Source organism: Helicobacter pylori (assembly GCF_900120335.1).
Taxonomy (GTDB): domain Bacteria; phylum Campylobacterota; class Campylobacteria; order Campylobacterales; family Helicobacteraceae; genus Helicobacter; species Helicobacter pylori_BU.
Map to the genome: position 1 here is coordinate 626647 of NZ_LT635477.1, position 18926 is coordinate 645572.

The window sequence follows — 18926 nt, forward strand, 5'->3', positions numbered from 1 at the left end:
GGGGATGCATGAATAAAGAAACCCAATTTTACAATCTTTTTTCTTTGGCGGTTTTAGGGATTTTGATCTTTCCTGTGGGTTTGGCGAATTTTTATTTTGGCTATGTTTTGAAGGATTCGCCTTGTATTTTTTGCTGGGCGCAACGCATCAACATGATTTTAATTGGGGCGGTGGCGCTTTTGGTGGTGCGTTTTGGGTTTAAGCCTAAATACATTGCCTTGCTGCTACTCATGGCTAGTAGCGGGCTGTATGAGAGCTTTTATCATACGGGTGGCCATGCTTTAGAAGATGTGGGGCAGGGCTTCGCGCTCGCTATTTTGGGCTTGCACACGCAGTTTTGGGCGCTTTTTGTCTTTTTTAGCGTGATAACGCTTTTAGGGGTTTTACTCTTTTTTGCCCCTAATGCCCAACCTTTTAAAGATCGTTTGTTAAACACGCTCCAAAAAAGCGCTTTTTATGTTTTCTTTATGGTGGTGGGTTCTAATGCGATACAGGCGTTTGTTTCTACCGGGCCTTTCCCTTACATAGGGCAAAGCGATCCGGTGCGTTTTTCTTGGAATTTGAAAGAATCGGTCTGGTCTATGGAGAATTGGGATCATTTGAAATTCCCAAGAAGCGTTTTAGGCAGAAGAGATGTGGGCGAGCCTTTGAAATTGAGCGCTTTACCTAAAGATAATGATTATGAACATTCGCCTCTAGAAATCGCAAAAACTCTAAAGATTGAAAAAAAAGAAGAGCTTTTTTTAAAATTGAATGGGGCGATCACGGATTTGAGTTTCAATGAAGACAAGGCGATCCTTACCACAGAAAAGCAAGGGCTTTATCTTGTAAGTAACGATTTGAAAGCCATTCATAGCCATATGGTGTTGGATAGCTATTATAGCGCGACGGTGGGGGCGTTCGTGGGGGCGGATTTTAACGAAGATGAAAACATTGTGATCATGGGCAATAATAAAACGAGCGTAGAAATCACTCCTAACAAAAACGCTAACGCGCTTAAAAACTTCCCTTATTTTTTAGAAGGGGCTGACTCTTTTGATGAAGTGGAACGCAGCCGCTTAAAAACTTCTAGGGCGAAAAACTACTATATTAGTGCTGCAAGAAGAGGGGCTAAATTCACTTATTTAACCACCGCTCCTAACAAGCGTTATAAGGATTTGATGATTATCTCCATGCTCAATAACGACAAACAGGTGCATGGGGAGTTTTTACTGGAATTAGGCAATGCCAAACTTAAAGAAAAAAGGAAACTGGGCGAGTTAGTCATTAGCGCTTTGGCTTTAAAGGATAATAAACTTTATGCGTTCAGTAAGGAATTTAACACGCTTTTAGTCATAGACCCTACAAAAGAAGAGATCCTTGAAGTTTATGGCTTACCAAAAGAGATTAAAAATATCAGCGCTGGGGGGTTTAGAAACGATGAGCTTGTCCTTGTGAGCTATGAGAATAATAAAAATATTCTCTATACCCTTAATTTTTAAACTCTTTTAAAGCTACTTTTTTCTAATATATTAACGCATTAGAAGATGGTCGCTATTTTAGAATAGAGGAAAGTCCGGGCTACATTAGACAAAATTCCATCTAACGGATGGCTAGCGCAAGCTAAGGGAAAGTGCCACAGAAAGCAAACCGCCTTTTTAAGGTAAGGGTGAAAGGGTGGGGTAAGAGCCCACCAAAGCTAAAGCGATTTAGCTTGTTTGGGCAAACCCAATTTGTAGCAAGAAGCGCATGGTAAGTCTAAATTGATACGCGCTTCGCTTGAGGAATATTGCAAAATATTTCCCAGATAAATGGCCATCCATTGACAGAACCCGGCTTATTCTAATGCTTAACTGCGTGTTAATTTTTTTAACAATTATTTAATCGTTTTATTTTTTTTATTTTTTTACCTAATTATTGTTTAAATCTTAAAGATTTATGTTACACTCTGTAAAATCAAAATCAAAGGGGATAGCGTGTTAGAAAAATCTTTTTTAAAAAGCAAGCAATTGGTTTTATGCGGATTGGGTGTTTTAATGTTGCAGGCTTGTACTTGCCCAAACACTTCACAAAGGAATTCTTTTTTGCAAGATGTGCCTTATTGGATGTTGCAAAATCGCAGCCAGTATCTCACGCAAGGGGTGGATAGCTCGCACATTGTAGATGGTAAGGCAACTGAAGAGATAGAAAAAATCGCTACCAAAAGAGCGACAATAAGAGTGGCTCAAAATATCGTGCATAAACTCAAAGAGGCTTACCTTTCTAAATCCAACCGCATCAAGCAAAAGATCACTAATGAAATGTTTATCCAAATGACAAAGCCCATTTTTGACAGCTTGATGAATGTGGATCGTTTAGGGATTTATATCAATCCTAACAATGAAGAAGTGTTTGCGTTAGTGCGTGCGCGTGGTTTTGATAAGGACGCTTTAAGCGAAGGGTTGCATAAAATGTCTTTAGACGATCAAGCGGTGAGTATCCTTGTTTCTAAAGTGGAAGAAATCTTTAAAGATTCTATCAATTACGGAGATGTTAAAGTCCCTATAGCCATGTAGGATTAGAACAACAAGCGTTCTTCGCTATCATCTGTTCTTTTTGGGGTGGGGGTGATGGAATTAGGGGTTGAGTAGTAGGGGATTTTATCCACGATTTCTTTACGCAAGCCTTTGGGGACATCAAACTTTCTTTTTAAAGAAGGTTCAATCGCTAAAATGTTACGCATGAAATACGAATACACAGGCGCACTCACAACGCCCCCTGTCGCTCCTTTGCCAATAGGCGTGTTATCGTCTCTCCCAAACCAGATCACGCTTTGTAAGGTGGGGGTAAAGCCAATGAACCAAGCATCCACATTATTGTTAGGAGTCCCCGTTTTACCGGCAATTTCTAAACCTTTAATGCGAGCCAAACTCCCTGTGCCGTTTTCTACCGCATCCATCAGCGCTGAAAGGGTTAAAAAAGCTTGTTCTTTGGAAGTGATCTTTTTGGTTTCCATAGGCGTGAAAACTTTGATATTGTTTTGCTGATCGGTGATGCTTTCAATGAGCATGGGTTTGAGCATGGTGCCGTAATTAGAAAATAGAGAATACTTTTCAGCCGCATCAATCGGTGAGATAGCAAAGCTCCCTAACACAATAGACAAATCTTTAGGGAGGTTTTTAAACCCCATATCGCTTAAAGATTGATAAATTTTTTCAAAGCCAAGCTGATCGCTTAAATTAATCGTAGCCAGATTTAACGAATGGCTCAAGGCTTCTTGCAAGGTTACAAGCCCTAAAAATTTGCGAGTATAATTGCTAGGGTGCCATGCGTGGTTTTGCGCGCTGTTTTTACTATAATTGCCATTTTCAAAATTTCGCGCGGTATCAGGGATTTTGGAAGTCGTGGAATAGCCATTATCAAAGGCGATTTGATACACAAAAGGCTTGATCGCGCTCCCAAATTGCCGTTTGGCTTGCGTGGCGCGATTGAAAGCGCTTTTTTTATAATCAATCCCCCCCACTAAGGCTAAAATCTTACCGGTGCTCGTTTCTGTAACTATCATGCTGGCGTTTAAGTTGTCTTCATCTTCATCATTAGAGGCGTTAGTTTTTGGCTTCTCTTTAGCGATTTTTTCTAAGATTTTTTGATGCCCAAAACGCAAAGACTCTAACGCTAAGCGTTGGTAATCCAAATCTATCGTGAGCTTGATGGTATAGCCTTGAGTTTTTAACCCGTCTAATTGATCCAATTGCTTCAACACTTCATCCACGACATAAGGGGCGATGTTTTGCGTGGAAGTTTGGTTATAAACGATTGGCACTTCATTGAGAGCGGATTTGAGCTCGTTAGAAGAAATCCAGCCTAAAGAATACAACCGCCTTAAAATATCATTAGCTCTAGAGAGCGAAAATTCTAAATTTTTGGTAGGGTCATAAAAACTCGGAGCTCTGGGTAAGGCGACTAACATGGTGATTTCTTTAAGCGTGAGTTTGTCAAGGGGTTTTTTAAAATACCCTAAGCTTGCGGTTTTCACGCCATAATACCCATGCCCAAAAAAAGTTTGGTTCAAATAACGCTCTAAAATTTCTTCTTTGCTTAAGACTTTTTCAATGCGTATGGAGATGATAGCTTCTTTGAGCTTTCTGGTTAATGTTTTTTCTCGTGTAAGCACCATGTTTTTAACGAGTTGTTGGGTTAGGGTGCTACCCCCTTCAGTGTAACGACCGCTTTTAGCGTTTTTAATCATAGCGCGCATGACAGCGTCTAAATTGATCCCCCCATGCTCAAAAAAGAGGGTGTCTTCTACCGCTAAAAGGCTTTCAATAAATCGTGGGGGGATTTCTTCAAAACGCGCATAAAAACGAAATTCCTTATCATAGATATTAGCGATCAAACGCCCTTTTCTGTCTAAAATCTGTGAAGCGACACTGGGGCGATAATCTTTAATTTTAGCAATATCCTTATCCGTAGTTACCCAAACTTGAGCGATAAGAATGGCTAACAACCCTATGATAATCAAAAATAAAACGATAAAACCATAAAAAATCTTTTTTAGCATTAACCACTCTTAAAAGAAGATTGTATTTTAGAATAATCTAAAAGGGCGTTTGCAAGCTCTTTAGTGTCTTCTAAGCTGTTTTTGAGGGACAAAGAGACTCGTAAAAGGGGTTTAGAAACCGTAGGGGGGCGGATAGCTCCCACTAAAAACCCCTTTTCTTTCAAAAAATATTGGGCGTTTAAAAGGGCGGGATTGTTTTCAAACTCTAAAGTAAAAAATCCTGCGAGCGTTCTAACGCCTAAAGTTTCAAAAATAATCTGTTGGTGTTTGTGAAGCTCTTTTTTTAATTCCTGTTTTTGCGCGATAAAGTATTCTAAATGGGCCAAAGTTAAAGCGGTGTCTAACAGGCTTAAAGCGGTGGTATAAATCACGCTTTTAGCGCGATTAGTTAAAAACTCTATGACTTGTAAGGGGGCTAAAACACACGCCCCATAGCTCGCAAGGGCTTTAGAAAAAGTGCTGAGCTTAATGATTTTGTCTTTTTCTTTGATGCGATAATATTCTAAAAAACCCAATAAATTCTCGCCGATAGTCCCAAAACTATGGGCTTCATCTACGATTAAAAAAGCGTTAGGAATCTCTTGAATGATTTCATAAAAATCATAAGGAGCGACGCTCGCATCCATAGAATAAACCCCCTCAATGGCTATAAATTTGAGCTTGTTTTTAGGAGCGTTAAAGAGTTTTTGTTTTAAATCCTTAGCGTCATTGTGCGAGAAAAAAACCACTTGATTAGGTTTAGCTTTGGCGCTAAAAATCCCGCTCGCATGGTAGTGTGCGTCCATGAATAAGAGGGCGTTTTTGACTAAAAGGGTGTCTATTAAAGCCAGATTACCCAAAAAACCACTCCCCACTAAAAGAACGCTTTCAAATTCTAACAAATCCGCTAATCGTTCTTCTAATTCTGCATGCAAAGGGTGGTAGCCATTCACTAGCATGGAAGCCTTGGGGGAGTGGCAATCAAAGGATTGGAGCTTATCAAAGGCGTTTTGAAGCAAATCTTTTTTAACGCTCAAACCCAAATAATCGTTAGAAGCGTAATCCTTTAATAAAGGGTCAAACAACTCTCTTTTGCGGTATCGTTTAACATGGTGTAAGGCTTCTAAGGATTTAGAAAACATCAAAACGCTTCATTGAATAAGATCATTCGCCTTTTTGAATTTTTTCAATGATTTTATTGAGTTCATCTTGTTTTTCGTAAAACATCTTATCAATATTTTCTTTGACATGTTTAGCACTATCTTCCATTAAATGCACTTTATGTTCTAGGTATTTTGAATCGGTAATGTGATCTTCTTGAACGGCTTTAACCAAATCATTAGCTTCAGCATGCACGCTCGCATGGTGGCTTTCTAAAGCTCTATAGCCTGAAGTGTTAGCAAAGTTTTCTTTACCCGCGCCCTCATAATACCATTTGCCTAAACGGCAATTCTTATGGCTGGTAATATCAAAGGAATTGAGGCCAAAGACCATGCCATAAAGGTTGTTTTTAAAGACCACATGATCGAGTTTGGCTAGACCGCAAAACACCCGGTTATTGATATTGTAGATGGTGTATTTTGCCGCTTGCGCGACAATCATGTTATTTTTTACGGTGGATTTAAGCTCTTCTACATCACCCTTAATAGAGCCTACAATAGAATTAATATCGTGGGTGTTGGTTTGAATATCGTTCGCTTCTTGTTGCATGCTTTTAACCACGACAGCGATTTCTTTAGTGGCTTTTTGGGTTTTTTCAGCGAGCTTTCTCACCTCATCAGCCACCACCGCAAACCCTCTCCCATGTTCACCCGCTCGTGCGGCTTCAATGGCGGCGTTTAGGGCTAAGAGATTGGTTTGTTCTGCAATATCATCAATCAAAGAAATGACTTGAGTGATTTCATTGCTCCGTTGGTTGAGGGAGTCCGCTAACGAAGTGGCGTTTTGCATCTTTTCATAAAGCGATTCAATGTCTTGACCCGTTTTATTAACGGTTATTAATCCTTCATTAGAATGTTCTTCGCCATTTTTAGCCGCATTCAAGAGCAAGCCTGTTTCTTGATGGAAATACTGCATGCTTTCTTGCGCGTTCTCTAAGCCCTCTTTTAAGCTCGCGCAAAAAGTCTTAAACAAATCATTTTTATGGTATTCCCCCACACAACCTGTTTTTTTAGCCAATGAAAAATACTGCACGCCATCAATATTTTGGCTTTTCAAAGAATAAGAAACGCCTTGTAAATTAACGCTCTCTGCATTTTCTTTAAAATGAACGCTTTGTTCTTCTAGATTGCTTAAGCCTGCAAGATTCCCGCTTTTAAAAACGACTTTATTGTTTTTAATACCTACAAAACCCTCATGCAAGCACAAATTTAAAAGGCTTTGATAGAGATTGACTTCTTTTTTTAACTCCGCAATCTCAGAATCTTTTTGACTGATTTGAAGTTGCAACTGCTTATTCCCAAACATGGTGGCATTCCTTATTTAAATTTGAATCTTTTGAGATTATACCCAAAATTACCAAACATTTTAAGCGCTCGCTAGTATTGTTGTTTCAAAAACAATTCGTAAAATAATCCCTGTTTTTTCATAAGGGTTTCAAAGTTGCCCTGTTCTATTAGTTTGCCTTGATCTAACACGATAATTTCATCAGCTTGCTTGACACTATTCATGCGGTGTGTAATAATTAAAGCCATCTTAGATTGCGATTTTTTAAAAATAAAATCTAAAAACTCTTTTTTCATAATGGGATCGATGGCGCTGCTTGGCTCATCTAAAACAATGCAATTACTTGGTTTTAAAAAGGCTCTCATGGTAGCTATGCGTTGCTTTTGACCTAAAGAAAAATCTACCCCATTATATTGCGCTCCAAATAGTGTGTTGTTGCAATCATTAAGACAATTTTGAAAATTCTCATCAAAAGATTTTAGTATTTCTCTTTTTTGCTTTAATTGCTCTTTAGTGATATTGTTTTGCATAAAAAGATTATCATCAATGCTATACCCAGCATAAAGAGAAAAATCTTGAAATATGGCGCTCATTTGTTGATGATAGCTATTTAGTTCCAAGTCTTGCAATGGGTATTTGTTATTAATGATAATTTGACCTGAATTTGGGGTATAAAAACCTAACAATAAATTAATCAGCGTGCTTTTTCCGCTAGCATTCCTACCGACTAATGCATAAATTTTGTTAGTGCTTAAAGAAAGATTAAAATTTTCAAAAATAGGTTTTGAATTAGAATAAGAAAAACTAATGTTTTCAAATGTAATACTATGGATTTTTTCTTCTAATCTGATTTGTGATTCTGGTTTTGGTGTTTTGTAATCTAATATATAAAAATAATTTTCAAAATATTTATTGATAGTAAAAAACCACTTTCCATAAAACGATAAATCTTGTAGTTGCTGCTCAGTGTAGCTAAACGCTTGGATATATCCAGCAATTGCCCCCACACCAATGGATTTTGAAAGGATAATAAAAACCATTAAGAAGAATAATGCGACACTTAGAATGGTTGTTAAAATATCAGTATATATGGTAAGCATTAAGTTTTTTTGGGCGATTTTCACAAAATGGTTGATATATAATTCTTTGTTTTCAATAAATTTATGATAGAAATTGAATACAAAACTAAATAATAGGTTGTCTTTATTCTTTTGGATATCTAGTCCAGAGTATAGGTAATTTTGCATGCTCTCTTTTTGGTCTTGAAGTTTATCTATGGAAGCGCTATGTTTTTTTGCTATATGATTAGTGATAAACATGCAAGGAACTGTTGCAAAAATCATTATAAAGGGTAGATAAATACTAATAGAAAATAATATACCAAATAGACTAATAAGCCCTATAATGCGTTGCAAGTTAAAAAATAGATTACTGACATAATTTAGTGGACGGATGTATAGACCGTTATGGATGGCGTTAAGCTTAATAGTGTGATCTTTGTTTTCAAAAAAATTTAGATTTTTAACTTTTGTGAGTTTAATAGCAAGTCGTGTGATGATGTTTGTAGAAAATTGTTCGGCAATAATGGTTTGTAGGCTTGATAAAATTCCCAAGAATACATGAGCAAAAAACAATAACGCTCCCCACAGTAGCAAAGTGGATAAAAGTAATCTATATTCAAAGTGTGTATGATTTTGTAATATATTTGCCACAACATCAATCAATCTTATTGTAACAAGAATATTTATTGATGGGAGAATACCAATCAATAGCACTATAACTGACGCCAATACAACATATTTTGGTGAGCTTTTATAGAGTAAAACAAAAGTCCTTAATGGAATGTTTTTTATGGTATCCATTGGTGTTCGTATTCAATAATAAAATTTTCTTTATTATAACCCATTTTCATGCCCCCGCCCCTAATTTTATTTTTTAAAAATAAAGCCCTTTAAAATTTCAAACTTTAACCGATTATAGTTCCAACCAAAAGCAAGGATGCCTTTGGGTTTTTTATAACAAGGAGTTACAACAATGGCTTTTCAGGTCAATACAAATATCAATGCGATGAATGCGCATGTGCAATCCGCACTCACTCAAAACGCGCTTAAAACTTCATTGGAGCGATTGAGTTCAGGTTTAAGGATTAATAAAGCGGCTGATGACGCATCAGGCATGACGGTGGCGGATTCTTTGCGTTCACAAGCGAGCAGTTTGGGTCAAGCGATTGCCAACACGAATGACGGCATGGGGATTATCCAGGTTGCGGATAAGGCTATGGATGAGCAGTTAAAGATCTTAGACACCGTTAAGGTTAAAGCGACTCAAGCGGCTCAAGATGGGCAAACTACGGAATCTCGTAAAGCGATTCAATCTGACATCGTTCGTTTGATTCAAGGTTTGGATAATATCGGTAACACAACTACTTATAACGGGCAAGCGTTATTGTCTGGTCAATTCACTAACAAAGAATTCCAAGTAGGGGCTTATTCTAACCAAAGCATTAAGGCTTCTATCGGCTCTACCACTTCCGATAAAATCGGTCAGGTTCGTATCGCTACAGGTGCGTTAATCACGGCTTCTGGGGATATTAGCTTGACTTTTAAACAAGTGGATGGCGTGAATGATGTGACTTTAGAGAGCGTAAAAGTTTCTAGTTCAGCAGGCACAGGGATTGGCGTGTTAGCGGAAGTGATCAATAAAAACTCTAACCGAACAGGGGTTAAAGCTTATGCGAGCGTTATCACCACGAGCGATGTGGCGGTCCAGTCAGGAAGTTTGAGTAATTTAACCTTAAATGGGATTCATTTGGGTAATATCGCAGATATTAAGAAAAACGACTCAGACGGAAGGTTAGTCGCAGCGATCAATGCGGTCACTTCAGAAACCGGTGTGGAAGCTTATACGGATCAAAAAGGGCGCTTGAATTTGCGCAGTATAGATGGCCGTGGGATTGAAATCAAAACCGATAGCGTCAGTAATGGGCCTAGTGCTTTAACGATGGTCAATGGCGGTCAGGATTTAACAAAAGGCTCTACTAACTACGGAAGGCTTTCTCTCACACGCTTAGACGCTAAGAGCATCAATGTCGTTTCGGCTTCTGACTCACAGCATTTAGGCTTCACAGCGATTGGTTTTGGGGAATCTCAAGTGGCAGAAACCACGGTGAATTTGCGCGATGTTACTGGGAATTTTAACGCTAATGTCAAATCAGCCAGTGGCGCGAACTATAACGCCGTGATCGCTAGCGGTAACCAAAGCTTGGGATCTGGGGTTACAACCTTAAGAGGTGCGATGGTGGTGATTGACATTGCCGAATCAGCGATGAAAATGTTGGATAAAGTCCGCTCTGATTTAGGTTCTGTGCAAAATCAAATGATTAGCACCGTGAATAACATCAGCATCACTCAAGTGAATGTTAAAGCGGCTGAATCTCAAATTAGGGATGTGGATTTCGCTGAAGAGAGTGCGAATTTCAACAAAAACAACATTTTGGCGCAATCAGGCAGCTATGCGATGAGTCAAGCTAACACCGTTCAACAAAATATCTTAAGGCTTTTAACTTAGTTTTAAGAAAGGTGTTTGTATGGGGCTAACGCTTTAAGCGTTGGCTTTTCGCTTTAATTTTTGCTTCTTTTTCAATAAAATACTCTTTTTGATTCCTTTTTATTATAGGCGGTTATTGTGTTGGATAGTTTTGAAATTTTAAAGGCTTTAAAGAGCTTGGATTTATTGAAAAACGCCCCCGCTTGGTGGTGGCCTAACGCTTTGAAATTTGAAGCTTTATTAGGAGCGGTTTTGACGCAAAACACTAAATTTGAAGCCGTTTTGAAATCTTTAGAAAATTTAAAAAACGCTCGCATTTTAGAAAATGACGATGAAACCAATCTTAAAAAAATCGCTTCTATAGAGTTTTCAAAGCTTGCAGAGTGTGTTCGCCCTAGCGGGTTTTATAACCAAAAAGCCAAACGACTGATTGTTTTGAGTAAGAATATTTTAAAAGACTTTCAAAGTTTTGAAAAATTTAAACAAGAAGCGACTAGGGAGTGGCTTTTAGACCAAAAAGGCATTGGCAAAGAAAGCGCGGATGCGATTTTATGCTATGCGTGCGCTAAAGAAGTGATGGTGGTGGATAAATACACCTATCTTTTTTTAAAAAAATTAGGCATAGAGATAGAAGATTATGACGAATTACAACATTTTTTTGAAAAAGGCGTTCAAGAGAATTTAAATGCCGCCTTAGCGCTTTATGAAAACACCATTCCTTTAGCGCAACTTTATGCGAGATTCCATGGAAAGATCGTGGAATTTTCCAAACAAAAATTGGAATTGAAGCTTTGATTTTTAGATTTTTCTTAATCTTAAGCCTTTTTGAAGGGGTCTTGTTAGCCAAAAAGGATTTAAATTTTTTCAAACCTTTAGAGCCTACTAAAAAATATTTTGGCTCTTTTAAAATCGGCTATCTTTATCAGCATGCCCAAACGACTAAAAGATCCCCCATCCGCCCCAAAAACCGCCCTCCTATTTTAATGGATAAAACTTACCATGACGCTTCTTTAGGCTTTGGTGCAGGGTATATTTTAAAAAAGAAGGCTTTATTAGGGGGGTATTTGGATGCAGGAATGGGCGATTCGTATTTCATGAGCGCTGGGCTAGTCGCTGGGGTTAGGCTTTTTAAGGGGTGGGTTATCCCTAAAATCGCCTTAGGCTACCAGCTCCAAATTTTAGGGGCTAAGATTGATAAGTATCAATTCAATATCCAATCAGCAGTAGGGAGTGTGGGCTTGTTTTTCAATGCGGCTAAAAATTTTGGCTTGAGTATAGAAGCAAGGGGCGGTATCCCTTTTTATTTTATCCAAAGCAAATTCTCTAAAGCCTTTGGCACGCCACGATTGAACATCTATTCTATTGGCATCACTTTCACTTTTTATGATTTTACTAGATTTTTAGGGTAAAATATTCATTTTAAAAACTAACTATAGAGTATAAAAACAAACCACTAAACAAATTTTCAAGGATTTATGATGATTTTCATTGATGCATGTTTTAGAAAAGAAACGCCTTACACGCCCATTTGGATGATGAGGCAAGCGGGGCGTTACCTTAGCGAATACCAAAAGAGCCGTAAAAAAGCGGGGAGTTTCTTGGAATTGTGTAAAAATAGCGATCTAGCCACAGAAGTTACCCTACAGCCGGTAGAGATTTTAGGCGTGGATGCGGCTATTTTGTTTAGCGATATTTTAGTAGTGCCTTTGGAAATGGGCTTGAATTTGGAGTTTATCCCCAAAAAGGGGCCGCATTTTTTAGAGACGATTACGGATTTAAAAAGCGTGGAAAACCTGAAAGTAGGGGCTTATAAACGACTAAACTATGTCTATGATACGATTTCTCAAACGCGCCAAAAGCTTTCTAAAGGGAAGGCGTTAATCGGTTTTTGCGGATCGCCTTGGACTTTAGCGACTTACATGATAGAAGGCGAGGGGAGCAAATCGTATGCCAAAAGCAAGAAAATGCTCTATAGCGAGCCTGAAGTTTTAAAAGCGCTTTTAGAAAAATTGAGCCTTGAATTGATAGAGTATTTGAGCCTTCAAATCCAAGCAGGGGTCAATGCGGTAATGGTTTTTGACTCATGGGCTAGCGCTTTAGAAAAAGAAGCGTATTTGAAATTCAGTTGGGATTATTTGAAAAAAATCTCTAAAGAGCTTAAAAAACGCTACCCCCATATTCCGGTTATCCTTTTCCCTAAAGGGATTGGCGCTTATTTGGATAGCATAGATGGGGAATTTGATGTGTTTGGCGTGGATTGGGGTACGCCTTTAGAAGCGGCAAAAAAGATTTTAGGCGATAAGTATGTTTTGCAAGGGAATTTAGAACCCACCCGCCTTTATGATAAAAACGCTTTAGAAGAAGGGGTTGAAAAGATTCTAAAAGTCATGGGCAATCAAGGGCATATTTTCAATTTAGGGCATGGGATGTTGCCGGATTTGCCTAGAGAAAACGCAAAATATTTAGTGCAATTAGTGCATGCTAAAACCAGGCGATAGGGGGCTTGATGAACACTATTATAAGATATGCGAGTTTATGGGGCTTGTGTGCGGCTTTAACTCTAGCCCAAGCCCCCTCTAAAACCCCAGATGAAATCAAGCAAATCCTTAACAATTATAGCCATAAGAATTTAAAGCTCATTGATCCGCCGACAAGTTCTTTAGAAGCAACACCGGGTTTTTTGCGTTCGCCCAAAGAAACAGCGACCACTATCAATCAAGAGATTGCTAAATACCATGAAAAAAGCGATAAGGCCGCTTTGGGGCTTTATGAATTGCTAAAGGGGGCTACCACTAATCTCAGTTTGCAAGCACAAGAACTCAGTGTCAAGCAAGCGATGAAGAACCACACCATCGCCAAAGCGATGTTTTTGCCTACTTTGGATGCGAATTATTACTTTAAAAATGAAAATAGGGATACTCCGCACTTTAAACATTATAACACGCAACAACTCCAAGCTCAAGTCAAATTGAATGTGTTTAATGGTTTTAGCGATGTGAATAATGTCAAAGAAAAGTCTGCAACTTACCGATCCACTGTGGCTAATTTAGAGTATAGCCGCCAAAGCGTGTATTTGCAAGTGGTGCAACAATACTACGAGTATTTTAACAATCTCGCTCGCATGATCGCTTTGCAAAAAAAATTAGAGCAAATCAAAACAGACATTAAAAGGGTTACCAAACTCTATGACAAAGGGCTAACCACGATTGATGATTTGCAAAGCTTAAAGGCACAAGGGAATTTGAGCGAATACGATATTTTGGACATGCAATTTGCTTTGGAGCAAAACCGCTTGACTTTAGAATACCTCACCAATCTCAGTGTGAAAAATTTGAAAAAGACCACGATTGATGTACCTAATTTGCAATTAAGAGAAAGACAGGATTTGGTTTCTTTAAGGGAGCAAATTTCTGCACTCAAATACCAGAACAAGCAACTCAATTATTACCCTACGATAGATGTTTATGACTCATGGAGTTATTGGATCCAAAAACCCGCTTACGCTTTGGGGAGTTTTGGGAACTTCTTCCCCGGTCAGCAAAATACGGCTGGAGTTAATGCGAGCATGAAATTTTTTGATGATATAGGGTTGAGCTTGCAAAAACAATCCATCATGCTAGGCCAATTAGCGAATGAAAAGAATTTAGCGTATAAAAAGCTAGAGCAAGAAAAAGACGAACAGCTTTACAGAAAGTCGCTTGATATTGCCAGAGCCAAGATTGAATCTTCCAAGGCCAGTTTGGATGCGGCTAATCTTTCTTTTGCCAATATTAAAAGGAAATACGACGCTAATTTAGTGGATTTCACCACTTATTTAAGGGGCTTAACCACGCGCTTTGATGCAGAAGTGGCTTACAATTTAGCGCTCAACAATTATGAAGTGCAAAAAGCCAATTACATTTTTAACAGCGGGCATAAAATAGACGACTATGTGCATTAAGGAATAAAAATGATACGAAAAATTTTAATAGGACTTTTTTTGAGTTTTTTGAGCATGGAAGCTGGCGAAAAAGTGTATGCGATTTTCAATGTGAAAGCGACACAAGATTCCAAGCTCACCTTAGACAGCACAGGGATTGTGGATAGCATTAAGGTTACTGAGGGGAGCGTGGTCAAAAAGGGCGATGTTTTGTTGCTTTTGTATAATCAAGACAAACAGGCTCAAAGCGATTCCACCGAGCAACAACTCATTTTCGCTAAAAAGCAATACCAACGATACAGCAAAATTGGGGGCGCTGTGGATAAAAACACTCTAGAGGGTTATGAGTTCACTTACAGGCGCTTGGAGTCTGATTACGCTTATTCTATTGCGGTATTGAATAAAACCATTTTAAGAGCCCCTTTTGATGGCGTGATAGCGAGTAAAAACATTCAGGTGGGCGAAGGGGTGAGCGCGAATAACACGGTGTTATTGAGACTGGTCAGCCATGCAAGGAAATTAGTTATTGAATTTGATTCTAAATATATTAATGCAGTCAAAGTGGGGGACACTTACACCTATTCTATAGACGGGGATTCTAATCAGCATGAAATTAAAATCACTAAGATTTACCCCACGGTTGATGAAAACACCAGAAAAGTGAGCGCTGAAGCCCTTTTGTCTAAGCCCATGGCAGTAGGGCTTTTTGGCGATGGGTTTATCCAAACGAAATAATAGGATATTTTGATGTATAAAACAGCGATTAATCGTCCTATTACGACCTTGATGTTTGCTTTGGCGATTGTCTTTTTTGGGACTATGGGTTTTAAAAAATTGAGCGTGGCGCTTTTCCCTAAAATTGATTTGCCTACAGTGGTGGTTACTACGACTTATCCTGGGGCTAGCGCTGAAATCATAGAGAGTAAGGTAACCGATAAGATTGAAGAAGCGGTGATGGGGATTGATGGGATCAAAAAGGTTACTTCTACGAGTTCTAAAAATGTGAGTATCGTCGTCATTGAATTTGAGTTAGAAAAACCTAATGAAGAAGCCTTAAACGATGTGGTGAATAAAATTTCTTCGGTGCGTTTTGATGACTCTAACATTAAAAAACCCTCTGTCAATAAATTTGATACCGACAGCCAAGCCATTATTTCATTATTTGTGAGCAGTTCAAGCGTGCCGGCTACAACCCTTAATGACTACGCTAAAAACACCATCAAACCCATGCTCCAAAAAATCAATGGGGTAGGGGGCGTGCAGCTCAACGGCTTTAGGGAGCGCCAAATTAGGATTTATGCAGATCCCACTTTGATGAACAAATACAATCTCACTTATGCGGATCTTTTCAGCACGCTTAAAGCGGAGAATGTGGAAATTGATGGGGGGCGCATTGTCAATAGCCAAAGAGAATTATCAATTTTAATTAATGCGAATAGTTATAGCGTAGCGGATGTGGAAAAGATTCAAGTGGGTAATCATGTGCGTCTTGGCGATATTGCAAAAATTGAAATCGGTTTGGAAGAAGACAACACTTTTGCGAGCTTTAAAGACAAACCCGGTGTGATTTTAGAAATCCAAAAGATTGCCGGAGCGAATGAAATTGAAATCGTAGATAGGGTGTATGAAGCGTTAAAACACATTCAAGCCATTAGCCCTAGTTATGAAATCAGACCCTTTTTAGACACCACGAGCTATATCCGCACCTCTATTGAAGATGTGAAATTTGACCTAGTCTTAGGGGCGATTTTAGCGGTTTTAGTGGTGTTTGCGTTCTTGCGTAACGGCACGATCACCCTTGTTTCAGCGATCTCTATCCCTATTTCTATCATGGGGACTTTTGCGCTCATCCAATGGATGGGCTTTTCATTAAACATGCTCACCATGGTGGCTTTAACGCTAGCGATAGGGATTATCATAGATGATGCGATCGTGGTGATTGAAAATATCCATAAAAAGCTAGAAATGGGCATGAACAAACGAAAAGCGAGCTATGAGGGGGTGAGGGAAATTGGCTTTGCTCTAGTGGCGATTTCAGCGATGCTGCTCTCTGTTTTTGTGCCTATAGGGAACATGAAAGGCATTATCGGGCGCTTTTTCCAAAGCTTTGGGATCACGGTGGCTTTAGCGATCGCTCTATCGTATGTGGTGGTCGTTACGATTATCCCCATGGTAAGCTCAGTCGTGGTCAATCCCAGGCATTCTCGTTTTTATGTGTGGAGTGAGCCTTTTTTTAAGGCTTTAGAGTTTCGTTATACCAGATTGCTCCAATGGGTATTAAACCACAAGCTCATCATCTCTATAGCGGTGGTTTTGGTGTTTGTGGGTTCGCTTTTTGTGGCTTCTAAGCTCGGCATGGATTTCATGCTGAAAGAAGATAGGGGGAGGTTTTTAGTGTGGCTTAAGGCTAAACCGGGCGTGAGCATAGATTACATGACACAAAAGAGTAAGATCTTTCAAAAAGCGATTGAAAAGCATGCTGAAGTGGAATTTACCACCCTGCAAGTGGGTTATGGCACCACACAAAACCCTTTTAAGGCTAAGATTTTTGTGCAACTCAAGCCTTTAAAAGAGCGCAAAAAAGAGGGTGAATTGGGGCAATTTGAGTTGATGAGCGTTTTAAGGAAAGAGTTGAGAAGCTTGCCTGAAGCTAAAGGTTTAGATACTATTAATCTTTCTGAAGTTGCTCTTATAGGGGGCGGTGGGGATAGTTCGCCCTTCCAAACCTTTGTGTTTTCCCATTCTCAAGAAGCGGTGGATAAAAGCGTGGAGAATTTGAAAAAATTCTTATTAGAAAGCCCTGAATTAAAAGGCAAGGTTGAAAGCTACCATACAAGCACGAGCGAATCGCAACCGCAATTGCAACTCAAAATCTTAAGACAAAACGCCAACAAATACGGCGTGAGCGCTCAAACCATTGGCTCAGTGGTGAGCTCTGCTTTCTCTGGGACTTCTCAAGCGAGCGTGTTCAAAGAAGATGGTAAAGAATACGACATGATCATTAGAGTGCCTGATGACAAGCGCGTTTCTGTAGAAGACATCAAACGCTTGCAAGTGCGTAACAAATACGATAAATTGATGTTTTTAGACGCTTTAGTGGAAATCACAGAAACTAAAAGCCCGTCCAGCATTTCTCGCTATAACCGCCAGCGCAGCGTTACGGTGCTTGCTGAGCCTAATAGGAATGCGGGCGTTTCTTTGGGCGAGATTTTAACGCAAGTGAGCAAAAACACTAAAGAATGGCTGGTTGAAGGGGCGAATTACAGATTCACCGGAGAAGCGGATAACGCCAAAGAGAGCAATGGGGAGTTTTTAGTCGCTTTAGCGACAGCGTTTGTGCTGATTTATATGATTTTAGCGGCGTTGTATGAGTCCATTTTAGAGCCTTTTATTATCATGGTTACCATGCCTTTAAGCTTTTCAGGGGCGTTTTTTGCTTTAGGTTTAGTGCATCAGCCTTTGAGCATGTTCTCTATGATAGGCTTGATCTTGCTCATTGGTATGGTGGGTAAAAACGCCACGCTTTTAATTGATGTGGCGAATGAAGAGCGTAAAAAAGGTTTGAATATCCAAGAAGCCATTTTATTTGCCGGCAAAACCCGTCTAAGACCGATTTTAATGACGACCATTGCGATGGTTTGTGGCATGCTGCCTTTAGCGTTGGCGAGTGGGGATGGAGCGGCGATGAAATCCCCTATAGGGATTGCGATGAGTGGGGGCTTAATGATTTCTATGGTGTTAAGCTTACTGATTGTGCCGGTGTTTTATCGTTTGATCGCTCCCATAGACGACAAACTCAAGCGGTTTTATCAAAACCAAAAAACTTTAGAATGAAAAAAATCGTTCCGGTTTTGGCTTTATGGGTGGGTTTGTTAGGGGCGTTTGAGCCTAAAAAAAGTCATATTTATTTTGGGGCTATGGTGGGTTTAGCCCCCATTAAAATAACCCCAAAACCGGCTAGCGATTCTTCTTATACGGCTTTTTTATGGGGGGCTAAAGGAGGGTATCAATTCGCTTTTTTTAAAGCCTTAGCGTTAAGGGGTGAATTTTCCTACCTTATGGCGATCAAACCCACCGCATTGCACACGATTAACACTTCTTTATTGAGCTTAAATATGGATGTGTTGAGCGATTTTTACACTTACAAAAAATACAGCTTTGGGGTGTATGGGGGGCTTGGGATAGGGTATTTTTATCAAAGCAACCATTTAGGCATGAAAAATAGTTCGTTTATGGGTTATAACGGGCTAATTAATGTAGGGCTTGGCAGCACGATCGATCGCCACCACCGCATAGAGCTTGGGGCTAAAATCCCTTTTTCAAAGACTAGAAATTCTTTTAAAAATTCTTATTTTTTAGAGAGCGTTTTTATCCATGCGAGTTATAGTTATGCGTTTTAAAAAAGGTTCCAAATAACCCAGTGATGGCTTCCGTTTATAAGATATGATCCCTATAACCACACAAAGAAATCGCACATTCTTTTTTAATTGTTATAATGGATAGTGCCAAAAAGTATTA

14 protein-coding genes and 1 other RNA gene are annotated in these 18926 nt (G+C 39.2%); 11 read left to right on the forward strand and 4 right to left on the reverse strand.

The features are described from left to right. Nucleotides 1-8 precede the first annotated feature (8 nt). From CS889_RS03130 to CS889_RS03140, 3 genes are all read left to right on the forward strand, one after another. Entirely contained in the window at nucleotides 9-1481 is a 1473-nt protein-coding gene (locus CS889_RS03130; RefSeq protein WP_089086811.1) for a disulfide bond formation protein B, read from the forward strand. Between the two features lie 35 nt (nucleotides 1482-1516). Continuing rightward, nucleotides 1517-1832: RNase P RNA component class A (gene rnpB / locus CS889_RS03135), an RNA gene on the forward strand. Nucleotides 1833-2015: 183 nt separating this feature from the next. Then, the gene (locus tag CS889_RS03140) at nucleotides 2016-2534 is read left to right on the forward strand and encodes a tumor necrosis factor alpha-inducing protein (protein ID WP_232255604.1); all 519 of its coding nucleotides are present in this window, start codon (nucleotides 2016-2018) and stop codon (nucleotides 2532-2534) included. 2 nt (nucleotides 2535-2536) lie between these two features. On the opposite strand, the gene pbp1a is transcribed toward CS889_RS03140, so the two are convergent. The 4 genes from pbp1a to CS889_RS03160 form a co-directional block, all read right to left on the reverse strand. Then, nucleotides 2537-4519: a penicillin-binding protein 1A gene (gene pbp1a / locus CS889_RS03145; RefSeq protein WP_089086812.1), complete on the reverse strand. Its 1983-nt coding sequence runs from the start codon at nucleotides 4517-4519 to the stop codon at nucleotides 2537-2539. Continuing rightward, on the reverse strand, nucleotides 4519-5640 hold the full coding sequence (locus CS889_RS03150; protein ID WP_089086813.1) for an aminotransferase class I/II-fold pyridoxal phosphate-dependent enzyme: 1122 nt from the start codon (nucleotides 5638-5640) through the stop codon (nucleotides 4519-4521). Before CS889_RS03150 ends, pbp1a begins: the two co-directional genes overlap by 1 nt. 22 nt (nucleotides 5641-5662) lie before the next feature. Beyond that, nucleotides 5663-6964: a chemotaxis chemoreceptor TlpD gene (gene tlpD, locus CS889_RS03155; RefSeq protein ID WP_089086814.1), complete on the reverse strand. Its 1302-nt coding sequence runs from the start codon at nucleotides 6962-6964 to the stop codon at nucleotides 5663-5665. Between the two features lie 71 nt (nucleotides 6965-7035). Further along, nucleotides 7036-8805: an ATP-binding cassette domain-containing protein gene (locus tag CS889_RS03160; RefSeq protein ID WP_172825101.1), complete on the reverse strand. Its 1770-nt coding sequence runs from the start codon at nucleotides 8803-8805 to the stop codon at nucleotides 7036-7038. A 172-nt stretch (nucleotides 8806-8977) separates the two neighbouring features. Between CS889_RS03160 and CS889_RS03165 the strand changes: the two genes are divergently transcribed. The 8 genes from CS889_RS03165 to CS889_RS03200 all read left to right on the forward strand — a co-directional run bounded on the left by CS889_RS03165 (nucleotide 8978) and on the right by CS889_RS03200 (nucleotide 18808). Then, the gene (locus tag CS889_RS03165) at nucleotides 8978-10510 is read left to right on the forward strand and encodes a flagellin A (protein WP_000885496.1); all 1533 of its coding nucleotides are present in this window, start codon (nucleotides 8978-8980) and stop codon (nucleotides 10508-10510) included. A gap of 117 nt (nucleotides 10511-10627) precedes the next feature. Further along, nucleotides 10628-11284 carry a 3-methyladenine DNA glycosylase gene (locus CS889_RS03170; protein ID WP_089086816.1) on the forward strand — a complete coding sequence of 219 codons (657 nt, stop codon included), beginning with the start codon at nucleotides 10628-10630 and terminating at the stop codon, nucleotides 11282-11284. Further along, on the forward strand, nucleotides 11281-11898 hold the full coding sequence (locus CS889_RS03175; RefSeq protein WP_089086817.1) for a hypothetical protein: 618 nt from the start codon (nucleotides 11281-11283) through the stop codon (nucleotides 11896-11898). Before CS889_RS03170 ends, CS889_RS03175 begins: the two co-directional genes overlap by 4 nt. A gap of 69 nt (nucleotides 11899-11967) precedes the next feature. Then, the gene (hemE, locus tag CS889_RS03180; RefSeq protein WP_172825102.1) at nucleotides 11968-12987 is read left to right on the forward strand and encodes a uroporphyrinogen decarboxylase; all 1020 of its coding nucleotides are present in this window, start codon (nucleotides 11968-11970) and stop codon (nucleotides 12985-12987) included. An 8-nt stretch (nucleotides 12988-12995) separates the two neighbouring features. Then, complete coding sequence (gene hefA / locus CS889_RS03185; RefSeq protein ID WP_089086819.1) at nucleotides 12996-14429, forward strand: efflux RND transporter outer membrane subunit HefA; 1434 nt, start codon at nucleotides 12996-12998, stop codon at nucleotides 14427-14429. A gap of 9 nt (nucleotides 14430-14438) precedes the next feature. Beyond that, nucleotides 14439-15143, forward strand: coding sequence for an efflux RND transporter periplasmic adaptor subunit HefB (gene hefB, locus CS889_RS03190; RefSeq protein WP_000619659.1), 705 nt, complete (start codon nucleotides 14439-14441; stop codon nucleotides 15141-15143). A 12-nt stretch (nucleotides 15144-15155) separates the two neighbouring features. Next, on the forward strand, nucleotides 15156-18242 hold the full coding sequence (gene hefC / locus CS889_RS03195; RefSeq protein WP_089086820.1) for an efflux RND transporter permease subunit HefC: 3087 nt from the start codon (nucleotides 15156-15158) through the stop codon (nucleotides 18240-18242). Next, nucleotides 18239-18808, forward strand: a complete 570-nt coding sequence (locus CS889_RS03200) for an outer membrane beta-barrel protein (RefSeq protein WP_099167465.1) — start codon at nucleotides 18239-18241, stop codon at nucleotides 18806-18808. Before hefC ends, CS889_RS03200 begins: the two co-directional genes overlap by 4 nt. The last annotated feature ends 118 nt before the right edge of the window (nucleotides 18809-18926 follow it).